We start from the raw sequence: 23,159 nt of genomic DNA on the forward strand, positions 1-23,159 counted from the left end.
ATGCTCACCATCATCGATTGGGCCGCCCTTGGCGCCAAAGAGCAGCAAAACCTGTTGACCCGCCCGGCCCAAAAAGACAGCGCCGCCATTCGCGGTATCGTCAGCGATATCCTGGCGGCGGTGCGCGCAGAGGGCGATGCAGCCCTTAGCCGCTACGCCAGCACCCTGGATAACTACGACGGCTCGCGTTGGGTAGCCACCAAGGATGCACTGGCCAGCATCAAGCCCGAGCTTCGCGTTGCCATGGAACAAGCGGTGGCCAACATCAGCCGTTTTCACGAGGCCCAGCGCCCTCAGGCCATTACCGTGGAAACCCAGCCCGGCATTCTTTGCGAGCAGCGCTGGCAGGCTTTGGAGCGCATCGGCATCTATGTACCCGGCGGCTCGGCGCCGCTGCCCTCTTCTGTATTAATGCAGGCCATACCGGCCCGTATCGCCGGGGTTGAGGAGATCATCCTCGCCACTCCCGGCCCGGTGCCGGATGTGATTCTGGCCGCCGCCGCCCTGGCTGGCATTCCCCAGGTGCTGGCCCTGGGCGGCGCCCAGGCCATTGCCGCCATGGCCTATGGTGACAAACCGGTGGTGAAAATCTTCGGCCCCGGCAATGCCTATGTCACCGAAGCAAAGCGCCAGGTGGCCCTGGACGGTATCGCCATCGACATGCCCGCAGGCCCCTCCGAGGTGATGGTGCTGGCCGACGCCAATGCTAACCCCCGCTTTGTAGCGGCCGACTTGTTGAGCCAGGCCGAGCATGGCCCGGACTCGCAAGTGGTGCTAGTGACCACCAGCCAAGCCCTGGCCGAGGCGGTAAATAAAGCACTGGCCGAACTCACCGCCACGCTGTCGCGCCAGGCCATTACCCTCAAAGCCCTGGATAATAGCCGCACCCTGGTGGTGAAAACCGAGGCCGAGCTGGTAGCAATATCCAACAGCTACGCCCCCGAGCACTTGATTTTGCAGCTCGACAACGCCCAGCAGCTGCTGGGAAGGCTGAAAAACGCCGGTTCTATTTTTGTCGGCGCCTACAGCCCCGAGTCTGCCGGCGATTACGCCTCCGGCACCAACCACGTGCTGCCCACTTATGGCCTGGCCAAAAGTTATTCAAGCTTGGGCCTGTTGGACTTTATGCGCCGCTACACGGTGCAGACCCTCAGTAAAGCTGGCCTGGAAACCCTGGCCCCCACTTTGATTGCCCTGGCCGACGCCGAGGGTCTGGATGCCCACAGACTGGCGGTCACAGTCCGCCTGGAGAACAAGGCATGAGCGTTTTTGATTTAGCCCGCCCCAATATCCGCGAGCTGGTGCCCTATCAGTCGGCCCGCCGCATCGGTGGCCAAGCCCAGGTGTTTGTTAACGCCAACGAGGCCGGTGGCCTGGTTAATGCCGCCTTTGACGGCGCCATCAACCGCTACCCCGGCGCCCAGCCCACCGAATTGGTGGCCGATTACGCCCGTTATTGCGGCTTGAACCCCAGCCAACTGCTGGCTACCCGCGGCGCCGACGAAGGCATCGAAGTGCTTATTCGCACCTTTTGTGAGCCGGAGCTCGACGCCATCCTCATCCAGCCTCCCACTTACGGCATGTACGCCATCACCGCCGAAACCTGCGCAGTGGCGGTAAAAACCACGGTGTCGTTGCAAGAAGCGGATTTGAGCGACGCCAAGCTGGTATTTGTGTGCCGGCCCAACAACCCCACCGGCGAGATGATGGCGCCAGATGACCTCAAAGCGCTGCTTGAACGGGCTGCCGGCAGCGCCCTGGTGGTGGTGGACGAGGCCTACATCGAATTTGCCGAGGCGCAGAGCGTTGCCAACTGGATCAACGACTACCCCAACCTGGTGGTGCTGCGCACCTTCTCCAAGGCCTTTGGCATGGCCGGCTTGCGCTTAGGTATGGTGCTGGCCAATGAAGAGGTCATTAGCCTCTTGGCCAAAGTGCTGGCCCCCTACCCCATCCCCACGCCGGTGGCGGCCATCGCCCGCCAGGCCATGACCGAAGAAGGCCTTGGCCTGATGCGCGACAGGGTGCGGGAAGTCAACGCCCTGCGCGCCACCTTGGTAAACAACCTTGAGGCCAAGGGCTATCGCGTCATTCCGTCGTCGGCCAACTTTATTCTGGTGGACGACGAGGCGCTTTTTGACAAGCTGCTGGCCGGTGGCGTTTTAGCCCGGCGGCTAAGCGGTAAAACCCGCATCTCCATCGGTTCCACACAAGAAATGGCCAAGGTACAGGAGGCCATCCATGGCTAAGCCCATTCTTTTTATCGACCGCGACGGCACCATCATCACCGAGCCCGAAGACTTTCAAATCGATAGCTTTGAAAAACTGGCCTTCGAGCCCGGCGTCATTCCCGCGCTCCTCAAACTGCAAAGCGCCGGTTTTGAGCTGGTGATGGTCTCCAACCAAGATGGCCTCGGCACCAGCAGTTACCCCAGCGAGACTTTTCAGGGCCCTCACGACCTGATGATGCAAATTCTCGAAAGCCAAGGGGTAAAATTCAGCGAAGTGCTGATTTGCCCGCACTTTGATGCCGACAACTGCGGCTGCCGCAAACCCAAGCTGGGCCTGGTGCGCCATTACCTCACCGAAGGCCGGGTCGACTTTACCAAAAGCGCCGTCATCGGCGACCGCGCCACTGATGTCACCCTGGCCGAAGCCATGGGGGTCAAAGCCTTCCAGTACAACCCCAAGACCCTCGGCTGGGCGCAAATCGTCAAAGCACTGACCGAGCAGCCGCGCCAGGCGCAAGTAACCCGCACCACCCGCGAAACCAATATCAAGGTGGAAGTGGATCTCGACGGTGGCCCCAAGGCCAACATCCACACCGGCATCGGCTTTTTTGACCACATGCTCGAGCAAATCGCCGTGCACGGCGGCTTTACCCTGGCCCTTAACTGCGAGGGTGATTTGCACATCGACGATCACCACAGCATCGAAGACTGCGCTCTGGCCCTTGGCGAAGCGCTGAAAAAGGCCCTTGGCAACAAGCAAGGCATCGGCCGCTACGGCTTTGTGCTGCCCATGGACGAATGCCGCTGCGAAGCGGTGCTGGACCTTTCCGGCCGCCCTTATTGCAAGGTGGATGTGGACTTTAGCCGCGACCAGGTGGGCGAGTTGGCCACCGAGATGGTGCCGCACTTTTTCAGAAGCTTGAGTGACGCCGCCGGCATCACCCTGCACCTGAGCTCAACCGAAGGTAACGCCCACCACCAGGTGGAAGGGCTCTTTAAAGCCTTTGCCCGGGCGCTGCGCCAGGCCGTTAGCAAAACCGCCGGCAGCGAGCTACCCAGCTCCAAGGGGGCCTTGTGATCGTTATTCTCGATACCGGATGCGCCAACCTGCGCTCCTTGTTTAACGCCGTCAAACGCCTGGGCAAAGAGCCGGTGGTTACCAAAGACTTGGCCACCATCAAAAGTGCCCGCCGGGTATTTTTGCCGGGGGTCGGCACCGCCGGCGCCGCCATGAATAACATCGAAGCGCGAGATTTAACCGCCACCTTGCAAGAGCTCACCCAGCCGGTGATGGGCATTTGCCTGGGTATGCAGCTTCTCACCCGCTATAGCAGCGAGTCCGACGTGCCATGCCTGGGGCTCATTGATACCGAAGTGCGGGAACTTAACGCCCCGCGTCTGCCACACATGGGCTGGAACCAGCTTACCGACATCAAACCCAACCCCATCTTTGACGGCATCGACCAGAACCACTGGTTCTACTTCGTGCACAGCTTCATCGCCCCGGTGGGGCCCTTTACCCTGGCCCAAAGCCAGCACGGCGAGCTCTTCTCGGCGGTCATCGCCCAGAACAACGTTATCGGCGCCCAGTTTCACCCGGAGCGTTCCGGCAAGAGCGGCGCCCTGATGCTGAAAAACTTTTTGGAGAAAGAGCCATGCTGATCCCGGCCCTGGATATTCTCGACGGCCAGGTGGTGCGCCTCTTTAAGGGCGATTACGGCCAGGTAACCCGCTATGGGGCCGATCCGGCCGAGCGCTTTGCCGCCTACGCCAAGGCCGGCGCCCAGTATTTCCACCTGGTGGATTTATCCGGCGCCCGCGACGCCGCCGAGCGCCAGTGGAGCGCTTTGCGCGATGTAATTCGAAAGTCCCCCTTGCCGCTGCAAGTGGGCGGCGGGGTGCGCTGTTTTGAAGACGTACAGCAGCTTCTCGCCCTTGGCGCCAGCCGGGTGGTGGTGGGCAGCCTTGCCATCAAAAACCCAAGCCTAGTGGCCGGTTGGCTTGATGCCCTAGGCCCTGAAAAACTGGTGCTGGCCCTTGATGTGCGCTTTGACGGCAGCGACTGGTTCCCCGCCAGCCACGGCTGGCTGGAAAAGGCGACGCAAAACCTCGACAGCCTCTTGGCCTATTTCATGGACAACGGCGCCAAGCATTTTCTTATTACCGACATCGACCGCGACGGCACCCTCACCGGCGCCAACGCTGAGCTGTACGGCGACATCACCCGCCGCTATCCGGGCATTGCCCTGCAAGCCTCCGGCGGGGTGGCCAGCCTTGATGAGCTGCCCAAGCTTAAAGCCGCCGGCGTGCAAGGAGTTATCCTCGGCAAGAGCCTTTTAGACGGTAAATTCACCCTGGAGGAGGCAAGCGCATGCTGGCAAAACGCATAATCCCCTGCCTTGACGTGCGCGATGGCGTGGTCGTGAAAGGCGTGCAATTTAAAAACCACGAAGTGGTGGGCAACATCGTCGAACTGGCCCAGCGCTACAGCGACACCGGCGCCGACGAACTGGTGTTCTACGACATTACCGCCAGCTCTGATAGCAGAGTGGTAGACAAATCCTGGGTGTCGGCGGTGGCCGAGGTGCTGGATATTCCCTTTTGTGTGGCCGGCGGTATTCGCAGTGTTGAAGATGCCCGTACCCTGCTGGCCTTTGGCGCCGATAAGATTTCGGTCAATAGCCCGGCTCTTGAAAACCCCGATTTTATCAACCAGCTCAGCAAAGAATTTGGCCGTCAGTGCGTGGTGGTGGGTATCGACTCTTATGTGACTGAGGGCGGCGAGTTGCAGGTGTGGCAATACACCGGCCGCGAAGACAAGGCCCGTACCTCAGGCCGCGCTACCCTCGACTGGGTGCGGGAAGTAGAAGAGCGCGGCGCCGGCGAAATTGTGCTGAACATGATGAACCAAGACGGTATGCGTAAAGGCTACGACCTTAAGCAACTGGCCGCGGTGCGCGCCGCCACCCGGCTGCCGCTCATTGCCTCCGGCGGCGCCGGGCAAATGCACCACTTTAAAGACGCCTTCGAAGCCGGTGCCGACGGGGCCCTGGCCGCTTCGGTGTTCCACAAGGGCATCATTGCCATTCCCGATTTGAAAGCCTGGCTGATTGCCGAGGGCCAGGAGGTAAGACCGTGAAAGTGACCTTGGATAACGCTGTTGAGCTCGATTTTGCCAAAGGCGATGGCCTGTTGCCGGCACTGGTGCAGGATGTGGCCACCGGGCAAATTCGCATGCAGGGCTATATGAACCTCGCGGCCCTCAAGCAAACCCTGGAAGGGGGCCTGGTGACCTTTTACAGCCGCTCCAAGGACCGGCTTTGGGTCAAAGGCGAAAGCTCAGGCAATGTGCTGAAGGTGGCCTCAGTCCATACCGATTGCGACAACGACAGCATCCTGGTGCTGGCCCAGCCGGTCGGCCCCACTTGCCACTTGGGCACCGACAGCTGCTTTGGCGGCGCCAAACCCGACCTCGCCTTTTTGGCAGAGCTGGAAGCCATTCAGGGCCAGCGCCTTAAAGACGCGCCTGAGTCCTCCTACACCGCCAACCTGGCGGCCAGGGGCATCAACAAGGTGGCCCAGAAGGTGGGTGAAGAAGGGGTGGAAGTGGCCCTGGCCGCGGTAGCGGAGAGCGACGAGGCGCTGTTAAACGAAAGCGCCGATCTGCTGTACCACCTGCTGCTCACCTTACGAGTGCGGGGCCTTGGCCTTAAAGAGGTGATAGCGGTGCTACAAAGCCGGCACTGACAAAAAACCCCGCCGAGGCGGGGTTTTTTATTGGCTTATTGCGCCTTGGAAAAATCCAGGGCGTTAGTCAAATCCCCCAGGGCCGGCGAATTGTTGGCCTTCAAGGCCTGGTCGCGCACCATCAGCCCTTCCAGCACCGGCAGATCCCAGCGTTTGGTGATAAAGCGCAGGATAGAAGTGGTGTCGTAGAACTGGTGGTCAACGAAACCGCGCTTGGCGTAAGGCGAAACGATAATGGCCGGAATACGGCTACCCGGGCCCCAGCGGTCGCCCTTGGGCGGCGAGACGTGGTCCCAATAACCGCCGTTTTCGTCGTAGGTGACCACTACCAGCATGTGCTTCCACTGCGGGCTTTGCTGCAACTGGTGGATGATGTCGGCGATATGGCGGTCACCGTCTTCCACGTTGGCGTAGCCGGAATGCTGGTTAAGGTTGCCCTGGGGCTTATAAAAACTCACCGCTGGCAACTTGCCGGCCTTGATGGCGGCCAGGAAGTCCTTCTCGTCTTTGAGGTGTTCCTTACGCGCTTCGGTGCCGGGCGCCAAGTCTTTGAAGTAGTTGAAGGGCTGGTGGTGAGCCTGGAAGTTAGGCTCGGGGAAGTGGTAGATGGCATCGCGGTCGGTGCTGGCTTTGTCCCAGGCGCCGGAATACCAGGCCCAGCTCACCTGCTTGCTATCGAGCATGTCACCGATGTGCTTTTGGGTCTGCGGCGGCAGGGTGTGGGGATCGCTTGGGTCAGCAAAGCGCGGGTCGCCACCGGCGGCCGGGGCCACGCCACTTGGCTGGTAAGCCGGCTGCATGGTGTTCACCGCGAAGTAATCCGGGGTCAGGGCGCCGTCGTTTACGAACTTTGGCGGGCCCTGCATGGCGCTCTCTGGGCTGTTGGCGGCAATTTTCAGGGTAACGCCGTCGTCTTCCACCACCGCAATTTTATCCTTGGCCGGGCTGTGGTTGGCGTTGGGATAATAAGGCGAGCAGGCACAGATCAGGCGAATGTGGTTAAAGAAGGAACCACCAAAACCGCCCATAAAGAAGTTATCGGCCAGGGTGTAGTCTTTGGCGATTTGCCACAGCGGCAGTTGCGAGCCGTCGTAATAGCCCATCACCAGGGCGCCAGCGTCGGAGTAGGCCACGAATTTGTCATTACGGCCGTGGTCGATTTGCATCTGGTTTTGATAGAAGCGGTGTACCAAGTCGCGGGTACGCACGTTCACGCCCAGGTCAAAGCCGCCTTTGTCGTTGATCTGAAAAGGCACGTTAGGCAGGCGTTCGGTCATTTCTTCGGTAATAACCGGGGTCACGCCGGGGCCGGTCAGGCCGCCCCAAGCCGGAGGCAGGAAGGTCAGCGGCCTTTTGCCGGTGCGGTCTAGCTGTTTATAGCCTTCCTGTTTCAAGGCATTGGCAATGCCGTTGGCACCAGGGAAAAGGCCATAGAGGTTATCAAAACTGCGGTTTTCGCCGAAAATAACCACCACGTTATCAATCTTGGCCATATCGGCGGCCGTTACTTCCTGTTTTTTCTCGGGGCTGCCACAGCCTGCCAGCGCCAGGGCACCGGCCACCAGACCAAACATCAGGGGCTTCATTACTGTCATCCTGTTGAACGCACAAAGTGCTATTGTGCCGCAAAACCGACGAAGCGGTCGCCTGCTGCGGCGTCTTAGGGTTGATGTAATACGACAAACTGCAAGAATAACCGCCGGATGTGAAAGAGGTATGATGAATGCGCTGGGGATGGTTACTGGTTTTGGTCTGTACCGCGGCAGTGGCCGAGCCCAGTTTACAAGCATTGCAGCGCCAGGCCATTGCCGAGCGCAAGGCCCAAGTGCTGGCCATGCAGGCTCTGGGAGAAAAGCTGTTTTTTGACCCCAGCCTCTCGGGCTCCAAGGCCATCAGTTGCAGTAGCTGCCATCAACCGGCCCTGGCGTTTAGCTCCCCTGTCGCCCTGATGCCGGGCGGCGCCACCTTGCAGCGCCTTGGCAACCGCGCCGTACCCAGCCTTGGCTACACCCAGAATATCCCCGCCTTTACCGAACATTTTTTTGAAAACGACGGCAACGACAGCATTGATAACGGTGCCACCGGCGGCCTCACTTGGGATGGCCGGGTTGACCGCGCCAAAGATCAGGTATTGATCCCGCTCTTTGCCGACAACGAAATGGCCGCCGGCAACAATCAAAGCCTGGCCGCCGCCATCAAGGCCGCTCCCTACTGGCCAACCTTTAAGGCGCTGTTTGAACCGGCCCGGCTGGCCAACGATGAAGATATCGTGCGCCGCGCCACCGACAGCCTGGCCGCCTACCTGCACAGCCCGCTGTTCTACCCCTACAGCAGTAAGTTTGACGCCGTAGAAGCCGGCAAAGCCCAGTTCAGCGCCGAGGAAAAACGCGGCTTTGCCCTCTTTAATGCCCCCGACAAAGGCAACTGCGCCAGCTGCCATTTCTCCAGCCGCGACGCCTCCGGCTCGCCGCCAAAATTCAGCGACTACGGCATGATTGCCCTGGGCCTGCCCCGCAATAACGCCATTAGCGAAAACCAAAACCCGGCCTTTTATGACATGGGCCTTTGCGGCCCCTACCGCCAGGATTTGGCCGACAAGCCCCAGTACTGCGGCCTGTTCAGGACTCCGAGTCTTCGTAACGTGGCGCTACGCAAACACTTTTTCCATAACGGGGTGATAACCACCCTGCACGACGCCATCGAATTCTACGCCACCCGCGACACCAACCCGGGCCGCTGGTACCCCAAAGGGCCAGGCGGCCACGTGCAAAAATTCAACGACCTACCGAAAAAGTACTGGGGCAACATCAACATGGACCCGCCCTTTGGCGGCAAACCCGGCGACCAACCGGCCCTTACCGAGCAGGACATTCAGGACATCGAGGCCTTCCTTGGCACCCTGACCGACGGCTATCAGCCGTAACGTCTTAAAAAATCAGCCATTACCGGCAATACCTTGTCTGGCGCCTGGATCGGGCCCATGTGCCCGGCATCCACTTCCACCAATTCCGCCTGCGGCAGGCGCCGGGCCAGCTCAAAGGCTACGGCGCGGCTCGACGCCGGGCTGTGTTTGCCCACCATCAGCAGCATTGGCGCCGTGATGTTAGAAGGGTCCGACTGCTCGCCGATCAGCGCCTCAAAGTCTTTCATGACCTTGGGCGCCTGGCTGGCCAGTTTTTGCTGGCTGCGGGCCGGCAGGGATTCAAAGGCGCCCTCCCCGCTCCAGTAATTGACGAAGGTGCGGGCGGCGGTGGCGGCGTCAACACCGGCCATGCGCCGGGCCAGGGTCTCGGCCTCCTGGCGCTCCGTGCTCTCTTCCGGTAGCAACCAAAAAGCTACCGGCTCATAGAGACAAAGCAGCCTTGCTTGTTGCGAATGCAACGAAGCTAAATGTAAAGATGCGGCAGCACCATAAGAATGACCAATCAGGGTCATCGCCGTATTCAGGGGGATCCGCGCCGCTTCCACCGCGAAGGAAAAAGGCCCCGGCGGTGCGGGCGGGGCCTCGCCATAGCCGTAGAAATCATGCAAAACCCCATCAAAATCATTATGTAAAGCTCGCCACTGCCGTGAGTCGCTCATGGAGCTGTGCAGGTAAATTCGGCCCATTATCTACTCCTTGTCTCGTAACCCACTAGGCAGCCAAGCTGAATGCCGGCTGTCTTCGTTCAGGTTTCTCGATTGTGTTCGTTCAGCTTCGTATCTAACCTGTTTCCAACACTACATGAGGGAGAGATACCCATGAAAGTTTTGGTTGTTGAGGATGATAACCTGCTGCGCCACCACCTGAAGGTGCAGTTGTCTGAGCGCGGTTTTGGCGTACACGCCGCCCCCAATGGTGAAGAAGCCCGTTTTTTTGCCGAAGAATACGAACTGGATGTGGCCATTATCGACCTGGGCCTGCCCGGCATGGACGGCATTACCCTTATTCGCACCTTCCGTGAAGAAGGCAAAACCTTCCCCATTATCATCCTGACCGCCCGTGGCAACTGGCAGGACAAAGTGGAAGGCCTGGATGCCGGCGCCGACGACTACCTGGTCAAACCCTTCCAGATGGAAGAGCTGATTGCCCGCCTGCAGGCGCTGTCCCGGCGCGCCGCCGGCTTTGCCAGCCCCACCATCGAAGCCGAGCCCTTCAAGCTGGATCTCGCCAAAAAGCAGGCGTTCCGTGCCGAAGAGCCGCTGACCCTGACCGCTTATGAGTACAAGCTACTGGAATTTTTGATGCGCCATCACCAGGAAGTAGTGAGCAAGCAGCGCCTGGTTGAGCAGCTTTATGACGACCACATCGAGCGCGACTCCAACGTGGTAGAAGTGCTGATTGGTCGGCTGCGTAAGAAGCTGGACCCGGACAACGCTCTCTCGCCCATCGAAACCATTCGTGGCCAGGGCTATATGTTCCGCCTCCCCTGCCAGTAAAAACGGTACACTAGGCCGTGGCCCAGTGAGGGGCCACGGCCTGGCACATCACCTAACCGTCGAGGGGTACCCGCCGAGTGCGACCGCTTTCCCTGAAAGGCCGCGTTATTCTGGCCACCACCGTTTCCATGGTGGTCTTTCTGGCGTTTGTTTCAGTGGCGATCATCAAGTCCTACCAAAGTGCCACCAAAAGCACCATTGAGCGAAATCTGGGCTCGGACGCCAACGAACTGATCTCTTTGCTGGAAGACACCCAAGGCACCGGCTGGCTCCCCAACGAGTTGGTCAACCCCAGCTATAACCAGCCGCTGTCCAACAACATTGGCCTGATCTTCGACCAGGAAGGCAAGCTCATCTGGCGCTCGCTTTCAAGCTACCGCTATGAGTTCAAGTTCCACCCGGTGTTCTACAACCTCAACCGCCGCTTCTATCACGAGAAGATAGAAGGCGACGGCTTCTTCGTGTACGAGCTGTCGGTAAAATTGGCCCTTGGGGACACCATCAAGGACTACACCCTGATGACCATGTACCAGGACAAGGACTACCAGCGCGACGCCTCCCAGTTCTCCACCATCGTGCTGCTGTGGATGACCGGCGGCCTGTTCTTGATGCTGCTGGTGATCACCTGGACGCTGCGCTGGGGCTTTAAGCCGCTGCGTTTCCTGGCAGGGGAATTGTCGGAGATGAAAAGCGGTGACAGAGGCCAGCTCTCTCATCACTACCCCACCGAGATTGCCCGTATTACCCGGCCACTGAACGCCCTTTTGCACCGGGAGCGCGAGTCTCGCGAGCGGCTCAAGAACACCATGGGCGACCTCGCCCACAGCCTGAAAACGCCACTGGCCGCCATTCAGGCCTCGGCCCAGAGCCTGGAAGTGCTGCCCGATGTGCCCAAGGATCCCCTGGCCGACATCATCGAGCAGGCCCAGCGTATGAACACCACCATCACCTATCAGCTCAAAAGAGCGGTGGTGGGCCGCCAGGGTATTGCCCAAAGCCGCATCGACCCCAAACCCATGGCCGAGAAACTGTGCCGGGCCTTGACCAAGGTCTACGCCGCCAAGGACGTGGAAATGGAGCTGGAAGTAGAAGAAGGCTGCTACTTCGACGGCGACGAAGGGGATTTGATGGAAGTGCTGGGTAACCTTTTGGAAAACGCCTTCAGGCTTTGCGTGTGCCAGGTGCATGTGAAGCTCGCTTTTGAAGGGGACAAAAAGCAGCGCCAGCACCTGCTGCTGGAAGTGGACGACGACGGCCCCGGCGTGCCGGAAGACAAGCGGGAAAGCATCCTCCAGCGCGGGGTGCGGGCCGATTCGCGCAACCCCGGCCAAGGCATTGGCCTGGCGGTGGTGGCGGATATCGTCGCCTCCTACCATGGCTACCTCACGGTCGGCCGGGCCGAGGGCCTGGGTGGCGCCCGTTTTGCCATCAGCCTGCCACTGGGTAACTACTAAGGTAAGGCATTGATAAAGCAAGGATTGCTGGAATTCTGGGCCTTCGGCCTTAAACAGGCCTGGGCCTGTCTCTTTGGCGGCTATCTGCTGGCGCTGATGCTGGTCAGCCAGTACTGGTACCCGTTCACCACATTACACCGCTACGACTTTCTGTTCCTGGCCGCCCTTGCCTTCCAGGGGTTGCTGCTGGCCCTGAAGCTCGAAAGCCCCCGCGAGGCGCTGGTGATCCTGGTGTTCCACCTGGTGGCCACGGTGATGGAGCTTTTTAAAACCATGGACGGCATCAACGCCTGGGCCTATCCCGGCCAGGCGGCGCTAAAGCTCGGCAATGTGCCGCTGTTTGCAGGTTTCATGTATTCGGCGGTGGGCAGTTACATTGCCCGGGTCTGGCGGCTGTTTGATTTTCGCTTCAGCCACTACCCGCGGCGGCGCTGGACGCTGCTGCTGGCGCTGCTGGCCTACCTCAACTTCTTCGGGCACCACTATTTTTGGGATCTGCGCTGGCTGCTGCTGGGCGCGGTCGCCGCGCTGTTCTGGCGGGTGGATATCTATTTCAAGGTAAAAACCGAGCACCGGCGGATGCCGCTGCTGCTGGGTTGGCTGTTGGTGGCGCTCTTTATCTGGTTTGCCGAGAACATCGCCACCTATTGCAAGGTCTGGCTCTACCCCAATCAGGTGGACGGCTGGCAGATGGTGGGCATTGGCAAACTGGGGGCTTGGTACCTGCTGATGATGCTGAGCTTTGTGCTGGTCTCGCTCATCCACAGGCCACAAGCCCCCGCCAAGGTAAAAGCCGCACTACTCAGCCGGCTTTGCGGGCGTTTTCTACCGGCCGGGCATAGGCGGCCTTAACAAAGGCCTTTTCCTTTTCGTCCAGCTCCCGAGTGCGCTCGTTAAACCAGCTCAGATCTCCCTCGCCAGCCGCCGAGAGGTTGGACTCGAACAGCTTGTAGCTGTGGTGGATCTGCGCGTCGATAGCGGCGGCCAGGGTATCGGGGCCGTCCATGCCCTCGCCCTTGATAGGCTCGCCAAAGGCCACATGCACCCTTCCTTTAAAGCCGGTAAAGCCGAGGCCCATGGCCTTGAGATCTTCGAGCGGCCCCTTGTTGTAGCAGCCTTCACGGGCCAGGGTAGCCAGCTCTTTGGCCTTTAGCTTGTCGCAAGGGTCAAACTCGTAGCTGATGGCCACCGGCACGATGTTGAGCCGGTCTACCATCTCGGCAAAACTGCGCGTCTTGCGGTGGCTCAAAAAGAACATCTTCAGCAGCGCCGGATCGGTTTGGTCGTTGCCATCTTTGGCGCGGCCTTCGCGCTGGGCTATCCAGATGCTGTGGCCAGTTTGGATGCTGTGGTCGATATAGGACGACAGCACGTTCATGGCCGCCGCCAGCTCCCGCACCCCCTTGGCCGAGCGCTTGACGATAAAACTCTTGTTAAGGCGCATCAGGTCGGTGACAAAGGGCTTTTTCAGCAGGTTGTCGCCGATGCCGATGCGGGCAGTTTGCATCCCCGCCTGGTGGCACACCCAATTGACCAGAGCCGGGTCCAGGGCGATGTCGCGGTGGTTGGAAACAAAAAGATAGGGCTTGTCCTTGGCCAGGGCATCCACCCCGGACCAGCTGACCCCATCGGTGGTGCGGCCAAGGCTCTTGGTAAAAAGGTCGCGAATTTGAATTTGAAAGGCAGCGACGTCCTTGATGGGGCAAAGGCGCTTTTTCAACTGGCCTTTGACCACTAACCGCATCAGCGGGCCCAGCCAGCGGCTCAGGCGCGGGAATTCGTAACGGCTGATAAGGGCAATGAATTCGGGGTTGTGTACCAGCCGGTACAGCACCGCCTGGACTTCGTCATCGTGGTAGGGGCGGATGTCCTCGAAGGAGTCCACACCGTTGTTGTTACTCATTAAATTCTTCAACAAGTCATGGTAAGAGGCTATTTTAGCGCGGCTTGTACTCGGCCGAAACCATGCATCCGGCACAGCTAGACTTCTATCACGGCTTTGCTAACCTACTGACCTTACTAATTTAAGAGAAGGGAATCTTAAAGATGTATAAGAAACTGTTGGGCCTGGCGGTGGTAATAGTGCTGACCCTCGCCGCCTTCTACTACCACCCGCAAACCCTGGCCTTTAAAACCGATGCCGTCAGCGCCGTGCCCACCCTCTTTGGCTATCTGGTGCTGGTGTCGATGGTGGTGGAAAGGGCAACAGAAATTGCCCTGTCGCTGGTGCGAAGCACCGAGGCCGACCGCCAGGACCTTAAGATAAAACTGGCCCAAGAAAGCCTCAAAACTGCCAGCCCCGAGGCGACGCCCGCCCTTGCCAGCCAGCTTGAAGACATGCAGCACCAACGGATGCGCTACCGCGCCGCTTCCCGGCAGATGGCCCAGTGGATAGGCCTTGTTATCGGTATTCTTGTAGCGCTGGTGGGGGTGCGTATTCTTGGCAACCTGGTGGATATGAGCACCCTTGGCAGCAACAACGGCTGCTTTACTGCCGTCGATGTGCTGCTGACCGGCGCCGTGCTGGCCGGCGGTTCCGATGCCATCAACAAGATCATGAAGGTCTACTCAAGCGCCATGGACGCCACCGCCCAGAAGATGCGCGCGGCGCCACCACAAAGCAGCGGCTCATAAAAAAGCGCCCCGAAGGGCGCTTTTTTATTGGTCCCAGTAGACCTCTTCGAGGCTGTCTTCCCGCTCCGGCAGGCCGCGGGAGAGGCGCGGCGAGTGCTGCACCAGCACCTCGAAGCTGACCCGGTTGGCGTATTTGCTGATCTGCGACAGCGAGGAGTACGCCAAGAACCGCTCGGCATGTTTGGAGCTGCCCGGCACATTGAGGCGGTGATAATCGTTGGCCGCCATGTCGTGCAATACCGCCGCCAGGGCGCCATCACCGGCGCCATTGGTGTTTTTGATGCGATCGGGCCCACCCATGTAAGGGGAGATGTGGGTGTAGACCTTCACCGGCACGGCGCAATCGCTTTTGCGCATGGGCCGGGAAAACTCAAAGTGGTTGAACTCGGGAATGGCGCCCGGCAGCAACTGGCGGGTGGTTTCGCGCTTTTGCTCGTCATCGACATAAGAGGCGAGATAAAGGCCAACCGGGCCTGCGGTGCACAGCACCATGTCGGTCCATTCCAGCACCTTCTCACAGGCCAAGAGTGGATCGGCCTCGCCGGTCAGGGCCTGGGCTTCGTCTTCGTTCATGGCCACTACGGTGACATTGTCGCGGATAAATTCCTGCCACCAGTCTTTGAGATCTTCGACGATGAACTTGGTGCCCATGGTCAGTACCACCGGCACCCCGGCGGCCTTGGCCCAAGCTACGGCTTGCAAGGTGGTGGCCTTCATGGGCTCGTGGTCTTCACAGCGCACCAGGTAGGCGGAGATCACCAGCGCCGAGCCGGTCTGAATAAGGGTTTGGTCCAGGTGGCCCACTTCCAGCAAGTCCATCACCCCTTTGTTGATGGCAAAGCTGCGCTCGCCGTCGGGGGCAATCAAGGTAATGCACTGGCCGATGGAGCCCGCCGCCGGTTGCAGGTAGTTGAGATCCACCTTGGACGAGGTGTTGCACAGATATCGGTAAGAGGAGCTGCCCACCCGGATGGTTTCATTCATCACCCCGAACAGCACCGAGCGGTCGTCGGAGAGCACCGAATAGTTGTGCAAGGTGTTACCGATGGTGCCGCCGGCAAACTCCGAGACAATCAGGTTTTGCTCGGTCAGTTCCTGGTAGATGGCGGCGGCCTTGTCCGGGGCGATGAGCATGGAATGGCCCTTGGACAGCGCGTACTTTTCAAGAAAGCTATCGGGCACATGGGCCTCGATGTCCACCAGTACCTGGTCGATACCACAGATATGGCTGGCAATGGGTTTGTTGAGCAGCGACAGCTCGCTCATCAGGGGATCGCGGCTTTCAACCGGAAAAAAGTGCTTACTCTTGCGCTGACCGGGGAATTTCATCTGCCTTACTCAAGGGACCCTTTGAGGGCGGCGATAGTAGCAGAACCGCGCCGCCAACTCACAACACTGTTTTAGAGAAAACGATTTCGCTCCCAAAGCCTGCCCGGCCTTGGCCGGGCATGGGCTCAGGCTCCCAGAGCTGCCGCCCGGGCAGCGCCAATGCTGCGCGCCTCTGGCGCCTTGGCCAGCCAGTCGCCCATATTGGTGCAAAGCAGCTGGTAGAGGGCATCGATATGGGGCTCGCTGGCGTTTAGCGCCGCAATGTACTCGTAGCGCTCGCCGCCCCCTTCAAGAAAGTAGCCGCGGTTTTCCACGCCGATTTCTTCAATGGTTTCCAGGCAATCGGCCGAAAACCCCGGGCAGGCCAGCTGCACCGATTTTACCCCGTCTTTGGCCAGTTGCTTGAGGGTGGCGTCGGTGTAGGGTTTGAGCCATTCGGCCTTGCCAAAGCGGGATTGAAAAGTGGTGAGCACCTCGTCTTCCCCAAGGCCCAAACGCTCGCGCAGCAGCCTTGAGGTCTTGTGGCACTCGCAAAAGTAGGGGTCGCCCAGCAGCAGGTTGCGCTTGGGAATACCGTGAAAAGAGAGCACCAGCTTCTCGGCGCGGCCATGGCTCTGCCAATGCTGCTCGATGCTTTGGGCCAAGGCTTCAATGTAAGGGCCAAAGTCGTGATAGTGGCTGATAAAGCGAAGCTCCGGCAGCCAGCGACGCTGGCGCAAATCGTCGCTGAGCTTATCAAGGGTCGAGGCACTGGTGCTGGCGCAGTACTGGGGATAAAGGGGCAGCACCAGCAGCCGGTCCACGCCCTTGTCCATCAGTTGCTGCACCCCGTCACTGATGCCGGGGTTGCCGTAACGCATGGCAAAGGCGACTTCGACCTTGTCGCCGTGTTCTGCTGCAAAGCGCGCGGCCAGCGCCTGGGCCTGGTCCTGGGTGTGGAACATCAAGGGTGAGCCACGCTCGGTCCAGACGCTTTGATAGGCGTGGGCCGACTTTTTGGGGCGGGTGTTGAGGATAATGCCGTTGAGGATAAGCCACCAGATGGGCTTGGGAATTTCCACCACCCTCGGATCTGACAAAAACTCTTTTAAATAGCGGCGCAGCGCCTTGGGGGTGGGCGCGTCGGGGGTGCCGAGGTTGGTTACCAATACCCCGATTTTGGGGCTTTGACCGTGCTTGAACTGGGGGCTGCCCTTAAAGGCCATGTCGTATCCTCTACATCGTCTTAGCCGATTGTATACGGCCAAAAGTCGAATCAGGTCATCAGGATACGAAAAAAAGGCCCCTTACCGGGGCCTTTTTTCTCAATTGAGCTGTTCGCTAAGTTGCTTGCTGACAGCGTCAACGGCTTGGGTGCCGTCAATCTTGAGGTATTTGACCGCGCCCAGCTTGGCTTCGGTCTGGTAGTAGCCGATCAGCGGCTCGGTCTGCTCGTGGTAAACGCCCAGGCGTTTGCGCACGGTTTCTTCTTTGTCGTCGTCACGAACGATAAGCGGCTCGCCGGTCTCATCGTCTTTGCCCTCGGCTTTGGGCGGGTTGTAGGTGACGTGGTAAACCCGGCCGGAAGCGGGGTGTACGCGCCGGCCCGCCATACGCTCGACGATGACTTCGTCCGGCACCGCAAATTCGATAACCACATCGATGGCCACACCGGCTTCCTTCATGGCGTCAGCCTGGGGGATAGTGCGCGGGAAACCGTCCAGCAGGAAACCGTTCTTGCAGTCGTCCTCGGCGATACGTTCCTTGACCAGGCCGATGATGATGTCGTCAGACACCAGTTGGCCGGCGTCCATGACTTTTTTGGCTTCCAGGCCCAGCGGGGTGCCGGCCGCAATGGCGCCGCGCAGCATGTCGCCGGTAGAGATCTGGGGAATACCGAATTTTTTCATCAGGAACTGGGCCTGGGTGCCCTTCCCTGCGCCAGGGGCGCCTAGCAGGATAATGCGCATGTGTGGCTCTCTTTTTAATTGATAAAGCTGACGCGACTTCGGTAACCACCCTGGCCACCGGTCGCTGCATCTGTGCTTCGGGGGAGTGAAGCTGATCGCGCCGATTTATTGTTAACAGCCTGATAGGGTACACAGCCGGCGCCGTTAAGAAAAGAACAAGGGCAGCAAATGCTGCCCTTGTGCACAGACCGGTTACAGGCCTTGCAGCATCAACTTGTTGAGGCGTTTGACGAAACCGGAGGGATCTTCAAGGCTGCCGCGCTCGGCCAGCAGGGCTTGTTCAAACAGCAGCGCCACCGCGTCTTCGAAATTCTCCCCTTCGCGGCCATCGAGGGATTTAACCACCGGATGCTCGGGGTTGAGCTCGAAGATGTATTTCACTTCAGGGGCCGCCTGGCCAACGGAGGCCAGCAGTTTGGCCATCTGGCTGGACATGCCGTGCTCGTCGGTCACCACGCAGGCTGGGGAATCGGTAAGGCGGTGGGTAAAGCGCACTTCGCTGACCTTGTCGCCGAGGCTGTCTTTGACCTTGGCCAAGACCCCTTCGATGGCCTTCTCGGCTTCCTTCTCCTCGTCGGTGGCTTCGATGTCCAGCTCGCCACGAGTGGCAGAGGCAAATTGTTTGCCCTTGTACTCGGTGAGGTGACTCATCATCCAGTCGTCGATACGCTCGGACAGCAGCAACACCTCAAAGCCTTTTTTGCGCAGCACTTCCAGGTGCGGGCTAAAGCGAGCGGCGTTAAAGCTGTCGGCTACCACGTAGTAAATCTTGTCCTGGCCTTCGGGCATGCGCTCAAGGTACTCATCCAGGCTCACTAGATGCTCGGTGTCGTCATGGTGAGTGGAGTGAAAGCGCAGCAGGCCGGCAATGGCTTCGCGGTTGGCAAAGTCTTCGGCCGGGCCTTCTTTGAGCACGGCGCCAAAGTGCTTCCAAAAACCGGCGTACTCTTCGGGCTTGTCCTTGGCCAGCTTTTCGAGCATGGCAATCACGCGCTTGGAGATGGCGCCTTTCATGGACTGGGTCAGCTTGGAGTCTTGCAAAATTTCGCGGCTGACGTTGAGCGGCAGGTCGGCCGAGTCCACCAGGCCCTTCACAAAGCGCAGGTACTGGGGCAAGAACACCTCGGCGTCGTCCATGATGAACACGCGTTTCACATAGAGCTTGAGGCCGCTCTGACGCTCACGCTGGTACAAGTCCCAGGGCGCATTTTTGGGGATGTACAGCAAGGACGTATACTCGTGCTTGCCTTCCACCTTGTTGTGGCTCCAGGTCAGCGGCTCGCCAAAGTCATGGGAGAGGTGCTGATAGAAGCTGATGTACTCTTCGTCGCTCACTTCGCTCTTGGACTTGGTCCACAGCGCCGTGCCTTGGTTAACCGCTTCAAAGCCGCCTTCTTCACCTTCTTCCTTGCCCTCTTTAAAGAGCTCCACCGGCACGCCGATGTGATCGGAATAGGTGTGAATCACCTGCTCGAGCTTGTAGCTTTCCAGGAAGTCTTTGTCGTCCTCTTTGAGGAACAGCACGATGTCGGTACCGCGACTGGTCTTGTCGCTGGGGCCGGTCTCGAAGGTGCCTTCGCCCTTAGAGCGCCACATCACGCCCTCTTTGGCACCGGCGGCGCGGCTGTGCACCTCGACGGTGTCGGCGACGATAAAGGCCGAATAGAAGCCCACCCCGAACTGGCCGATGAGCTGGCTGTCTTTGGCGGCGTCGCCGGACAGGCTCTGGAAGAAGGCCTTGGTGCCGGACTTGGCAATGGTGCCCAGGTGCTCAACGATCTCGCTCTCGGTCATGCCGATGCCGTTATCGCTGATGGTCAGGGTGCCTTTGTCTTTGTCGGCCTTGATGCGCACTTTCAGGTCGCCGTCACCCTCATAGAGGTCGGCGTTTTCCAGCGCCTTGAAACGCAGCTTGTCGGCGGCGTCGGCGGCGTTGGAAATGAGTTCGCGCAGGAAGATGTCCCTGTTGGAATACAGGGAGTGGATCATCAGTTGCAGCAGTTGCTGGACTTCGGTTTGAAAACCATGGGTTTGGGTGGTCATGGTTCCACATTCCTCTTGTGTGACTCGCTGGGAAAGTAGATGGGGGCAGGGGCAATATTTTCAAGACGCCAGTAATAAAAAACCCCACGGCTGTGGGGTTTTTCAGCAATCAGGCCAGGGGTTGGCGGCCGCTAAAGGAGTGGGACAAGGTGGTGCCGTCCACAAATTCGAGCTCCCCCCCCACCGGTACGCCATGGGCGATGCGGCTGACCTTGACCCCATGTTGGCGGGCCATTTGCGCCACGTAGTGGGCGGTAGCGTCCCCTTCCACCGTGGGGTTGGTGGCGAGAATAAGCTCCTGCCAGGGCTCGCGGGCCAAAAGGGCGTCGAGCCTATCGAGCTCCAGCTCCGCCGGGCCTATGCCGTCCAGGGGCGACAGGTGCCCCATCAGCACAAAGTAACGGCCGGAAAAAAGCCCGGTCTGCTCGATGGCCATCACGTCCCCGGGGGTTTCCACCACGCACAGCTGGCCGGCTTCCAGGCGCCGGGGATTGGCGCAGATGCCGCATTTATCCTCTTCGGTAAAGGTGCGGCAATCGCTGCAATGCTGGATGCCTTCCATAGCCGCTTTTAACTGGCCGGCCAGTTTCAGGCCGCCCTGGCGATCACGCTCAAGGAGGTGAAAAGCCATACGGGTAGCGGATTTCCCCCCCACACCAGGCAGGCAACGCAGCGCCTGGATAAGCTCACGCAGCAGTGGGCTAAATTCCATGGCTTAGAAGGGGAACTGCATGCCGCCGGGCAGCTTCATGCCGCCGGTTACGGCGCCCATCTTGGCCTTGGACTCTTCTTCCACGCGGCGGGCCGCGTCATTGATGGCGGCGGCGATGAGATCTTCGAGCATCTCTTTGTCGTCTTCCATCAGGCTGGGGTCAATTTCAACGCGGCGCACGTTGTGGTTGCCCAGCATGGTGATCTTCACCAGGCCAGCACCGGCTTCGCCGGTGACTTCCATGAGGGCGATCTCTTCCTGGGCTTTTTGCATCCGCTCCTGCATCTGCTGGGCCTGCTTCATGATGTTGCCCATTCCGCCTTTACCAAACATTGTCGTTCCTCACATGATTGGGCGGATTGACTCCGCCACCAGTTCTGCATCAAACAGGGTCACGAATTGGTTGACCCTGGGATCGTCGGCCAGCACCTGCTCGGCATAGGCCTGGCAGCGCTGGCTAATTCGGTTGGCAATGGCCAGCGGGCTTTCGCGCCCGGCCGGTGCGGCTTGTACCTGCACCGAGACATTGCCGGAAAAAATGCCACTTTGGGCCAGGGCTTGTTGCAGGTCACCAAGGTTGCGCTCCAAGTGGCGCTGACTTGGCTCCAGCAGCAAGTTCCAGTGTTCGGGGTGTTGCTCCAGCACCGAGTTTAGGGCCAGTTGCCGGACAAAACCGCCAATATTCAATCGCTCGCAGCATTCAAACCAGAAGCGGTCGTCTTCCCGGGCGTCATCAAGGGCCAGGGTGACACCAGGGTAAGGCTCGCCGCCCTGCCCTGTGAATACCGCCGGTTCTGGCTCTGGCTCGGCGCTGGGCGCTTCAGGGGCAGCCGGGGCCTGGGCTTGTTGCTGCTCAGCCCAGGCGAGCTGCATACCGGGGTCAGGTTCTACTATCTCCTCGTCGAGCCAGGGCGGCGCGTCGTCCCAGCCCGGCGAGGCTTGGCGCTCAGGGGCAACGGGCTGCGGCTGCGGCTGCGAAGAGCGTTCCTCAGTTTGAGTGGGGTTGCGAGCCGGTTCCGTTTTTGGCTGGGCCCGCAGCTGGGCCTCAGGCTTTTTTGGGCCCTTGTCCTCCTGGCCCTGCTGCTTGGCTTTAAGGGCCTGGCGAAAGGCCAGCAAGGCGCTGGTGGGATTGGCTGCCCCCTGAGGCGCATCGGCCTTGGGTGGCGTTTCTGCCTTGGGCGACGTCTCAAGTGGCGGCGCGGCCTGCACCTGCTCAGGCTCATCATGGCCTTGTTCGGGTACGGCCTGAACCGGCGGCGTTGACTGCGGCGCGGCCTGTGTTTCCAACGGCTGCGAAGGCGGCTCGGCAACCTCGGCGCCCCTGAACCCTTGCGCCTCGGCCATGGCCATCAGATGCGCCTGCTGGGCGTCAAGGTCTTCTTGGCTGGCCACCGGCGGCGCCGTCATTGGCGTGCGGGGAGCGCCAGCGGCGGGGGCCATGCTGGCTTTAGCTGGTAGCAGGGCCGCTTTAGCGGCGGTGGAAGGCGCTTTAGCCTGAGCCTTACCCAGGCCAGGATTGGTGTCGATATCAAAGGCCAGCATCCGCAGCAGGGTCATTTCCAGGGCCATGCGCGGATCGGGGCAATAAGGCAGATCGCGCCGCCCATGCAGCACCATCTGGTAGAAAAGTTGCAGCTGCTGGGGGCTCAGTTGCAGCGCCAGCTGCTCGGCCGGCGCCTCCTGGCTGCCCGGCACCTGCTGGGCAATGGCAGCCTGGTGCAGCAGCGCCAGGATATCGGCCAGCAAAGCGTTGTAATCTGGCGACATCATCGCCACTTGCTCGATGGCCGCCAGCAGCGCCTGGCCGTCGGCCGCCACTACCTGGTGCATCAACTGCTGGGCGTGGTGGTTATCGAGGGTGCCCAGCATCGACTGGACGTTATCCAGCAATACCTCGCCATTACCGTGGGCAATGGCCTGGTCGGTCAGACTCAGGGCGTCACGCATGGAGCCGTTGGCCGCCTTGGCCAGCAGCCTAAGGGCCGGCTCGTCAAAACCCAGCTTTTCTTCGCCCAGCACATAGGCCAGATGCTCGGTAATCAGCTCTGGGCTCAGGCTTTTTAAATTAAATTGCAGGCAGCGCGACAGTATGGTGACCGGCAGCTTTTGCGGGTCGGTGGTGGCCAGCAGGAACTTAACGTGCTCCGGCGGCTCTTCCAGGGTTTTTAACAGCGCATTGAACGAGTGGCGCGACAACATGTGCACTTCATCGATGAGGTACACCTTGAAGCGGCCGCGGGTGGGCCGGTACTGAACGTTGTCGAGGATTTCGCGGGTGTCTTCCACCTTGGTGCGGGAGGCGGCATCCACCTCGATAAGGTCGACAAAATTACCCCGCTCAATCTCAAGGCAAGTGGAGCACTGGCCGCAAGGGGTGGGGGTAATGCCGGTTTCGCAGTTGAGGCTTTTAGCGAAAATGCGCGCCAGGGTGGTTTTACCAACCCCTCGGGTGCCGGTAAAGAGATAGGCATGGTGCAGACGATTTTGGGCCAGGGCGTTATTAAGAGCCCTTACCACATGCTCCTGCCCCACCAGGGCAGAGAAATTCTGGGGTCGCCACTTACGGGCCAGTACCTGGTATGCCATGCAATCGTCGTTATGCGCTTCAATAGGGTCATGCTAACACAGCAAAAGGCCGAGC

At 59.8% G+C, this 23,159-nt stretch carries 22 protein-coding genes; 12 read left to right on the plus strand and 10 right to left on the minus strand.

The genetic code is table 11. From position 1 onward, the window contains the following. From hisD to hisIE, 7 genes are read left to right on the plus strand one after another with little or no spacing between them, the layout of a single operon-like run. Complete coding sequence (gene hisD / locus EDC28_RS05315; RefSeq protein ID WP_123420899.1) at positions 1–1,263, plus strand: histidinol dehydrogenase; 1,263 nt, start codon at positions 1–3, stop codon at positions 1,261–1,263. Further along, positions 1,260–2,249 (plus strand): histidinol-phosphate transaminase, encoded by a 990-nt coding sequence (gene hisC, locus EDC28_RS05320; RefSeq protein WP_123420900.1) that lies wholly within the window; start codon positions 1,260–1,262, stop codon positions 2,247–2,249. The genes hisD and hisC overlap by 4 nt, the downstream gene beginning before the upstream one ends. After that, positions 2,242–3,309, plus strand: coding sequence for a bifunctional histidinol-phosphatase/imidazoleglycerol-phosphate dehydratase HisB (gene hisB / locus EDC28_RS05325; RefSeq protein ID WP_123420901.1), 1,068 nt, complete (start codon positions 2,242–2,244; stop codon positions 3,307–3,309). Before hisC ends, hisB begins: the two co-directional genes overlap by 8 nt. Beyond that, positions 3,306–3,893, plus strand: a complete 588-nt coding sequence (gene hisH / locus EDC28_RS05330) for an imidazole glycerol phosphate synthase subunit HisH (RefSeq protein WP_123420902.1) — start codon at positions 3,306–3,308, stop codon at positions 3,891–3,893. The genes hisB and hisH overlap by 4 nt, the downstream gene beginning before the upstream one ends. After that, positions 3,887–4,621 carry a 1-(5-phosphoribosyl)-5-[(5-phosphoribosylamino)methylideneamino]imidazole-4-carboxamide isomerase gene (locus EDC28_RS05335; RefSeq protein WP_123420903.1) on the plus strand — a complete coding sequence of 245 codons (735 nt, stop codon included), beginning with the start codon at positions 3,887–3,889 and terminating at the stop codon, positions 4,619–4,621. Before hisH ends, EDC28_RS05335 begins: the two co-directional genes overlap by 7 nt. Beyond that, on the plus strand, positions 4,603–5,370 hold the full coding sequence (gene hisF, locus EDC28_RS05340; protein WP_123420904.1) for an imidazole glycerol phosphate synthase subunit HisF: 768 nt from the start codon (positions 4,603–4,605) through the stop codon (positions 5,368–5,370). The genes EDC28_RS05335 and hisF overlap by 19 nt, the downstream gene beginning before the upstream one ends. Beyond that, complete coding sequence (hisIE, locus tag EDC28_RS05345) at positions 5,367–5,978, plus strand: bifunctional phosphoribosyl-AMP cyclohydrolase/phosphoribosyl-ATP diphosphatase HisIE (RefSeq protein ID WP_123420905.1); 612 nt, start codon at positions 5,367–5,369, stop codon at positions 5,976–5,978. The genes hisF and hisIE overlap by 4 nt, the downstream gene beginning before the upstream one ends. A gap of 35 nt (positions 5,979–6,013) precedes the next feature. Here hisIE and acpA read toward each other — a convergent pair whose 3' ends face one another. Beyond that, positions 6,014–7,564, minus strand: a complete 1,551-nt coding sequence (acpA, locus tag EDC28_RS05350; protein ID WP_083445715.1) for an acid phosphatase — start codon at positions 7,562–7,564, stop codon at positions 6,014–6,016. Between the two features lie 137 nt (positions 7,565–7,701). Between acpA and EDC28_RS05355 the strand changes: the two genes are divergently transcribed. Further along, positions 7,702–8,901, plus strand: coding sequence for a cytochrome-c peroxidase (locus EDC28_RS05355; protein ID WP_123420906.1), 1,200 nt, complete (start codon positions 7,702–7,704; stop codon positions 8,899–8,901). On the opposite strand, the gene EDC28_RS05360 is transcribed toward EDC28_RS05355, so the two are convergent. Further along, on the minus strand, positions 8,892–9,587 hold the full coding sequence (locus tag EDC28_RS05360; RefSeq protein ID WP_123420907.1) for an alpha/beta fold hydrolase: 696 nt from the start codon (positions 9,585–9,587) through the stop codon (positions 8,892–8,894). The two genes, EDC28_RS05355 and EDC28_RS05360, sit on opposite strands and share 10 nt — an antisense overlap. A 132-nt stretch (positions 9,588–9,719) precedes the next feature. Between EDC28_RS05360 and EDC28_RS05365 the strand changes: the two genes are divergently transcribed. The 3 genes from EDC28_RS05365 (at position 9,720) to EDC28_RS05375 (ending at position 12,703) form a co-directional block, all read left to right on the plus strand. Beyond that, positions 9,720–10,397, plus strand: a complete 678-nt coding sequence (locus EDC28_RS05365; RefSeq protein WP_050657511.1) for a response regulator — start codon at positions 9,720–9,722, stop codon at positions 10,395–10,397. 77 nt (positions 10,398–10,474) lie between these two features. Then, complete coding sequence (locus EDC28_RS05370) at positions 10,475–11,851, plus strand: ATP-binding protein (protein WP_123420908.1); 1,377 nt, start codon at positions 10,475–10,477, stop codon at positions 11,849–11,851. 9 nt (positions 11,852–11,860) lie between these two features. Beyond that, complete coding sequence (locus EDC28_RS05375; protein WP_244946543.1) at positions 11,861–12,703, plus strand: DUF817 domain-containing protein; 843 nt, start codon at positions 11,861–11,863, stop codon at positions 12,701–12,703. Here the strand turns inward: EDC28_RS05375 and EDC28_RS05380 are convergent. Then, on the minus strand, positions 12,654–13,754 hold the full coding sequence (locus EDC28_RS05380) for a 1-acyl-sn-glycerol-3-phosphate acyltransferase (RefSeq protein WP_123420909.1): 1,101 nt from the start codon (positions 13,752–13,754) through the stop codon (positions 12,654–12,656). The genes EDC28_RS05375 and EDC28_RS05380 overlap by 50 nt on opposite strands. 143 nt (positions 13,755–13,897) lie before the next feature. Here EDC28_RS05380 and EDC28_RS05385 point away from each other — a divergent pair, with 143 nt between their 5' ends. Further along, positions 13,898–14,485, plus strand: a complete 588-nt coding sequence (locus EDC28_RS05385; RefSeq protein ID WP_123420910.1) for a hypothetical protein — start codon at positions 13,898–13,900, stop codon at positions 14,483–14,485. Between the two features lie 24 nt (positions 14,486–14,509). Here EDC28_RS05385 and EDC28_RS05390 read toward each other — a convergent pair whose 3' ends face one another. The 7 genes from EDC28_RS05390 to dnaX all read right to left on the minus strand — a co-directional run bounded on the left by EDC28_RS05390 (position 14,510) and on the right by dnaX (position 23,104). Then, positions 14,510–15,814 carry an inosine/guanosine kinase gene (locus EDC28_RS05390; protein WP_123420911.1) on the minus strand — a complete coding sequence of 435 codons (1,305 nt, stop codon included), beginning with the start codon at positions 15,812–15,814 and terminating at the stop codon, positions 14,510–14,512. A 125-nt stretch (positions 15,815–15,939) separates the two neighbouring features. Beyond that, a complete protein-coding gene (hemH, locus tag EDC28_RS05395; protein WP_123420912.1) occupies positions 15,940–17,019 on the minus strand; it encodes a ferrochelatase in 1,080 nt (359 codons plus the stop codon). A 99-nt stretch (positions 17,020–17,118) separates the two neighbouring features. Beyond that, on the minus strand, positions 17,119–17,763 hold the full coding sequence (gene adk, locus EDC28_RS05400) for an adenylate kinase (protein WP_050657504.1): 645 nt from the start codon (positions 17,761–17,763) through the stop codon (positions 17,119–17,121). Positions 17,764–17,955: 192 nt separating this feature from the next. Continuing rightward, on the minus strand, positions 17,956–19,806 hold the full coding sequence (gene htpG / locus EDC28_RS05405; RefSeq protein WP_123420913.1) for a molecular chaperone HtpG: 1,851 nt from the start codon (positions 19,804–19,806) through the stop codon (positions 17,956–17,958). Between the two features lie 109 nt (positions 19,807–19,915). Further along, a complete protein-coding gene (recR, locus tag EDC28_RS05410; protein WP_123420914.1) occupies positions 19,916–20,518 on the minus strand; it encodes a recombination mediator RecR in 603 nt (200 codons plus the stop codon). Positions 20,519–20,521: 3 nt separating this feature from the next. Continuing rightward, the gene (locus EDC28_RS05415; protein ID WP_050657501.1) at positions 20,522–20,851 is read right to left on the minus strand and encodes a YbaB/EbfC family nucleoid-associated protein; all 330 of its coding nucleotides are present in this window, start codon (positions 20,849–20,851) and stop codon (positions 20,522–20,524) included. A 9-nt stretch (positions 20,852–20,860) separates the two neighbouring features. Next, positions 20,861–23,104, minus strand: a complete 2,244-nt coding sequence (gene dnaX / locus EDC28_RS05420; protein WP_123420915.1) for a DNA polymerase III subunit gamma/tau — start codon at positions 23,102–23,104, stop codon at positions 20,861–20,863. Positions 23,105–23,159: the final 55 nt, after the last annotated feature.

This window comes from Gallaecimonas pentaromativorans (genome assembly GCF_003751625.1).
Lineage (GTDB): Bacteria > Pseudomonadota > Gammaproteobacteria > Enterobacterales > Gallaecimonadaceae > Gallaecimonas > Gallaecimonas pentaromativorans.

Bases quoted from the DNA above. Each gene is read 5' to 3' on its own strand.
- hisD (WP_123420899.1), top strand. From the start codon at position 1: ATGCTCACCATCATCGATTGGGCCGCCCTTGGCGCCAAAGAGCAGCAA.
- EDC28_RS05380 (WP_123420909.1), bottom strand. From the start codon at position 13,754: ATGAGTAACAACAACGGTGTGGACTCCTTCGAGGACATCCGCCCCTAC.
- EDC28_RS05335 (WP_123420903.1), top strand. From the start codon at position 3,887: ATGCTGATCCCGGCCCTGGATATTCTCGACGGCCAGGTGGTGCGCCTC.
- htpG (WP_123420913.1), bottom strand. From the start codon at position 19,806: ATGACCACCCAAACCCATGGTTTTCAAACCGAAGTCCAGCAACTGCTG.
- hisB (WP_123420901.1), top strand. From the start codon at position 2,242: ATGGCTAAGCCCATTCTTTTTATCGACCGCGACGGCACCATCATCACC.
- EDC28_RS05385 (WP_123420910.1), top strand. From the start codon at position 13,898: ATGTATAAGAAACTGTTGGGCCTGGCGGTGGTAATAGTGCTGACCCTC.
- hisF (WP_123420904.1), top strand. From the start codon at position 4,603: ATGCTGGCAAAACGCATAATCCCCTGCCTTGACGTGCGCGATGGCGTG.
- EDC28_RS05355 (WP_123420906.1), top strand. From the start codon at position 7,702: ATGCGCTGGGGATGGTTACTGGTTTTGGTCTGTACCGCGGCAGTGGCC.
- acpA (WP_083445715.1), bottom strand. From the start codon at position 7,564: ATGAAGCCCCTGATGTTTGGTCTGGTGGCCGGTGCCCTGGCGCTGGCA.
- EDC28_RS05415 (WP_050657501.1), bottom strand. From the start codon at position 20,851: ATGTTTGGTAAAGGCGGAATGGGCAACATCATGAAGCAGGCCCAGCAG.
- EDC28_RS05360 (WP_123420907.1), bottom strand. From the start codon at position 9,587: ATGGGCCGAATTTACCTGCACAGCTCCATGAGCGACTCACGGCAGTGG.
- hemH (WP_123420912.1), bottom strand. From the start codon at position 17,019: ATGGCCTTTAAGGGCAGCCCCCAGTTCAAGCACGGTCAAAGCCCCAAA.
- EDC28_RS05390 (WP_123420911.1), bottom strand. From the start codon at position 15,814: ATGAAATTCCCCGGTCAGCGCAAGAGTAAGCACTTTTTTCCGGTTGAA.
- recR (WP_123420914.1), bottom strand. From the start codon at position 20,518: ATGGAATTTAGCCCACTGCTGCGTGAGCTTATCCAGGCGCTGCGTTGC.
- dnaX (WP_123420915.1), bottom strand. From the start codon at position 23,104: ATGGCATACCAGGTACTGGCCCGTAAGTGGCGACCCCAGAATTTCTCT.
- EDC28_RS05365 (WP_050657511.1), top strand. From the start codon at position 9,720: ATGAAAGTTTTGGTTGTTGAGGATGATAACCTGCTGCGCCACCACCTG.
- hisC (WP_123420900.1), top strand. From the start codon at position 1,260: ATGAGCGTTTTTGATTTAGCCCGCCCCAATATCCGCGAGCTGGTGCCC.
- adk (WP_050657504.1), bottom strand. From the start codon at position 17,763: ATGCGCATTATCCTGCTAGGCGCCCCTGGCGCAGGGAAGGGCACCCAG.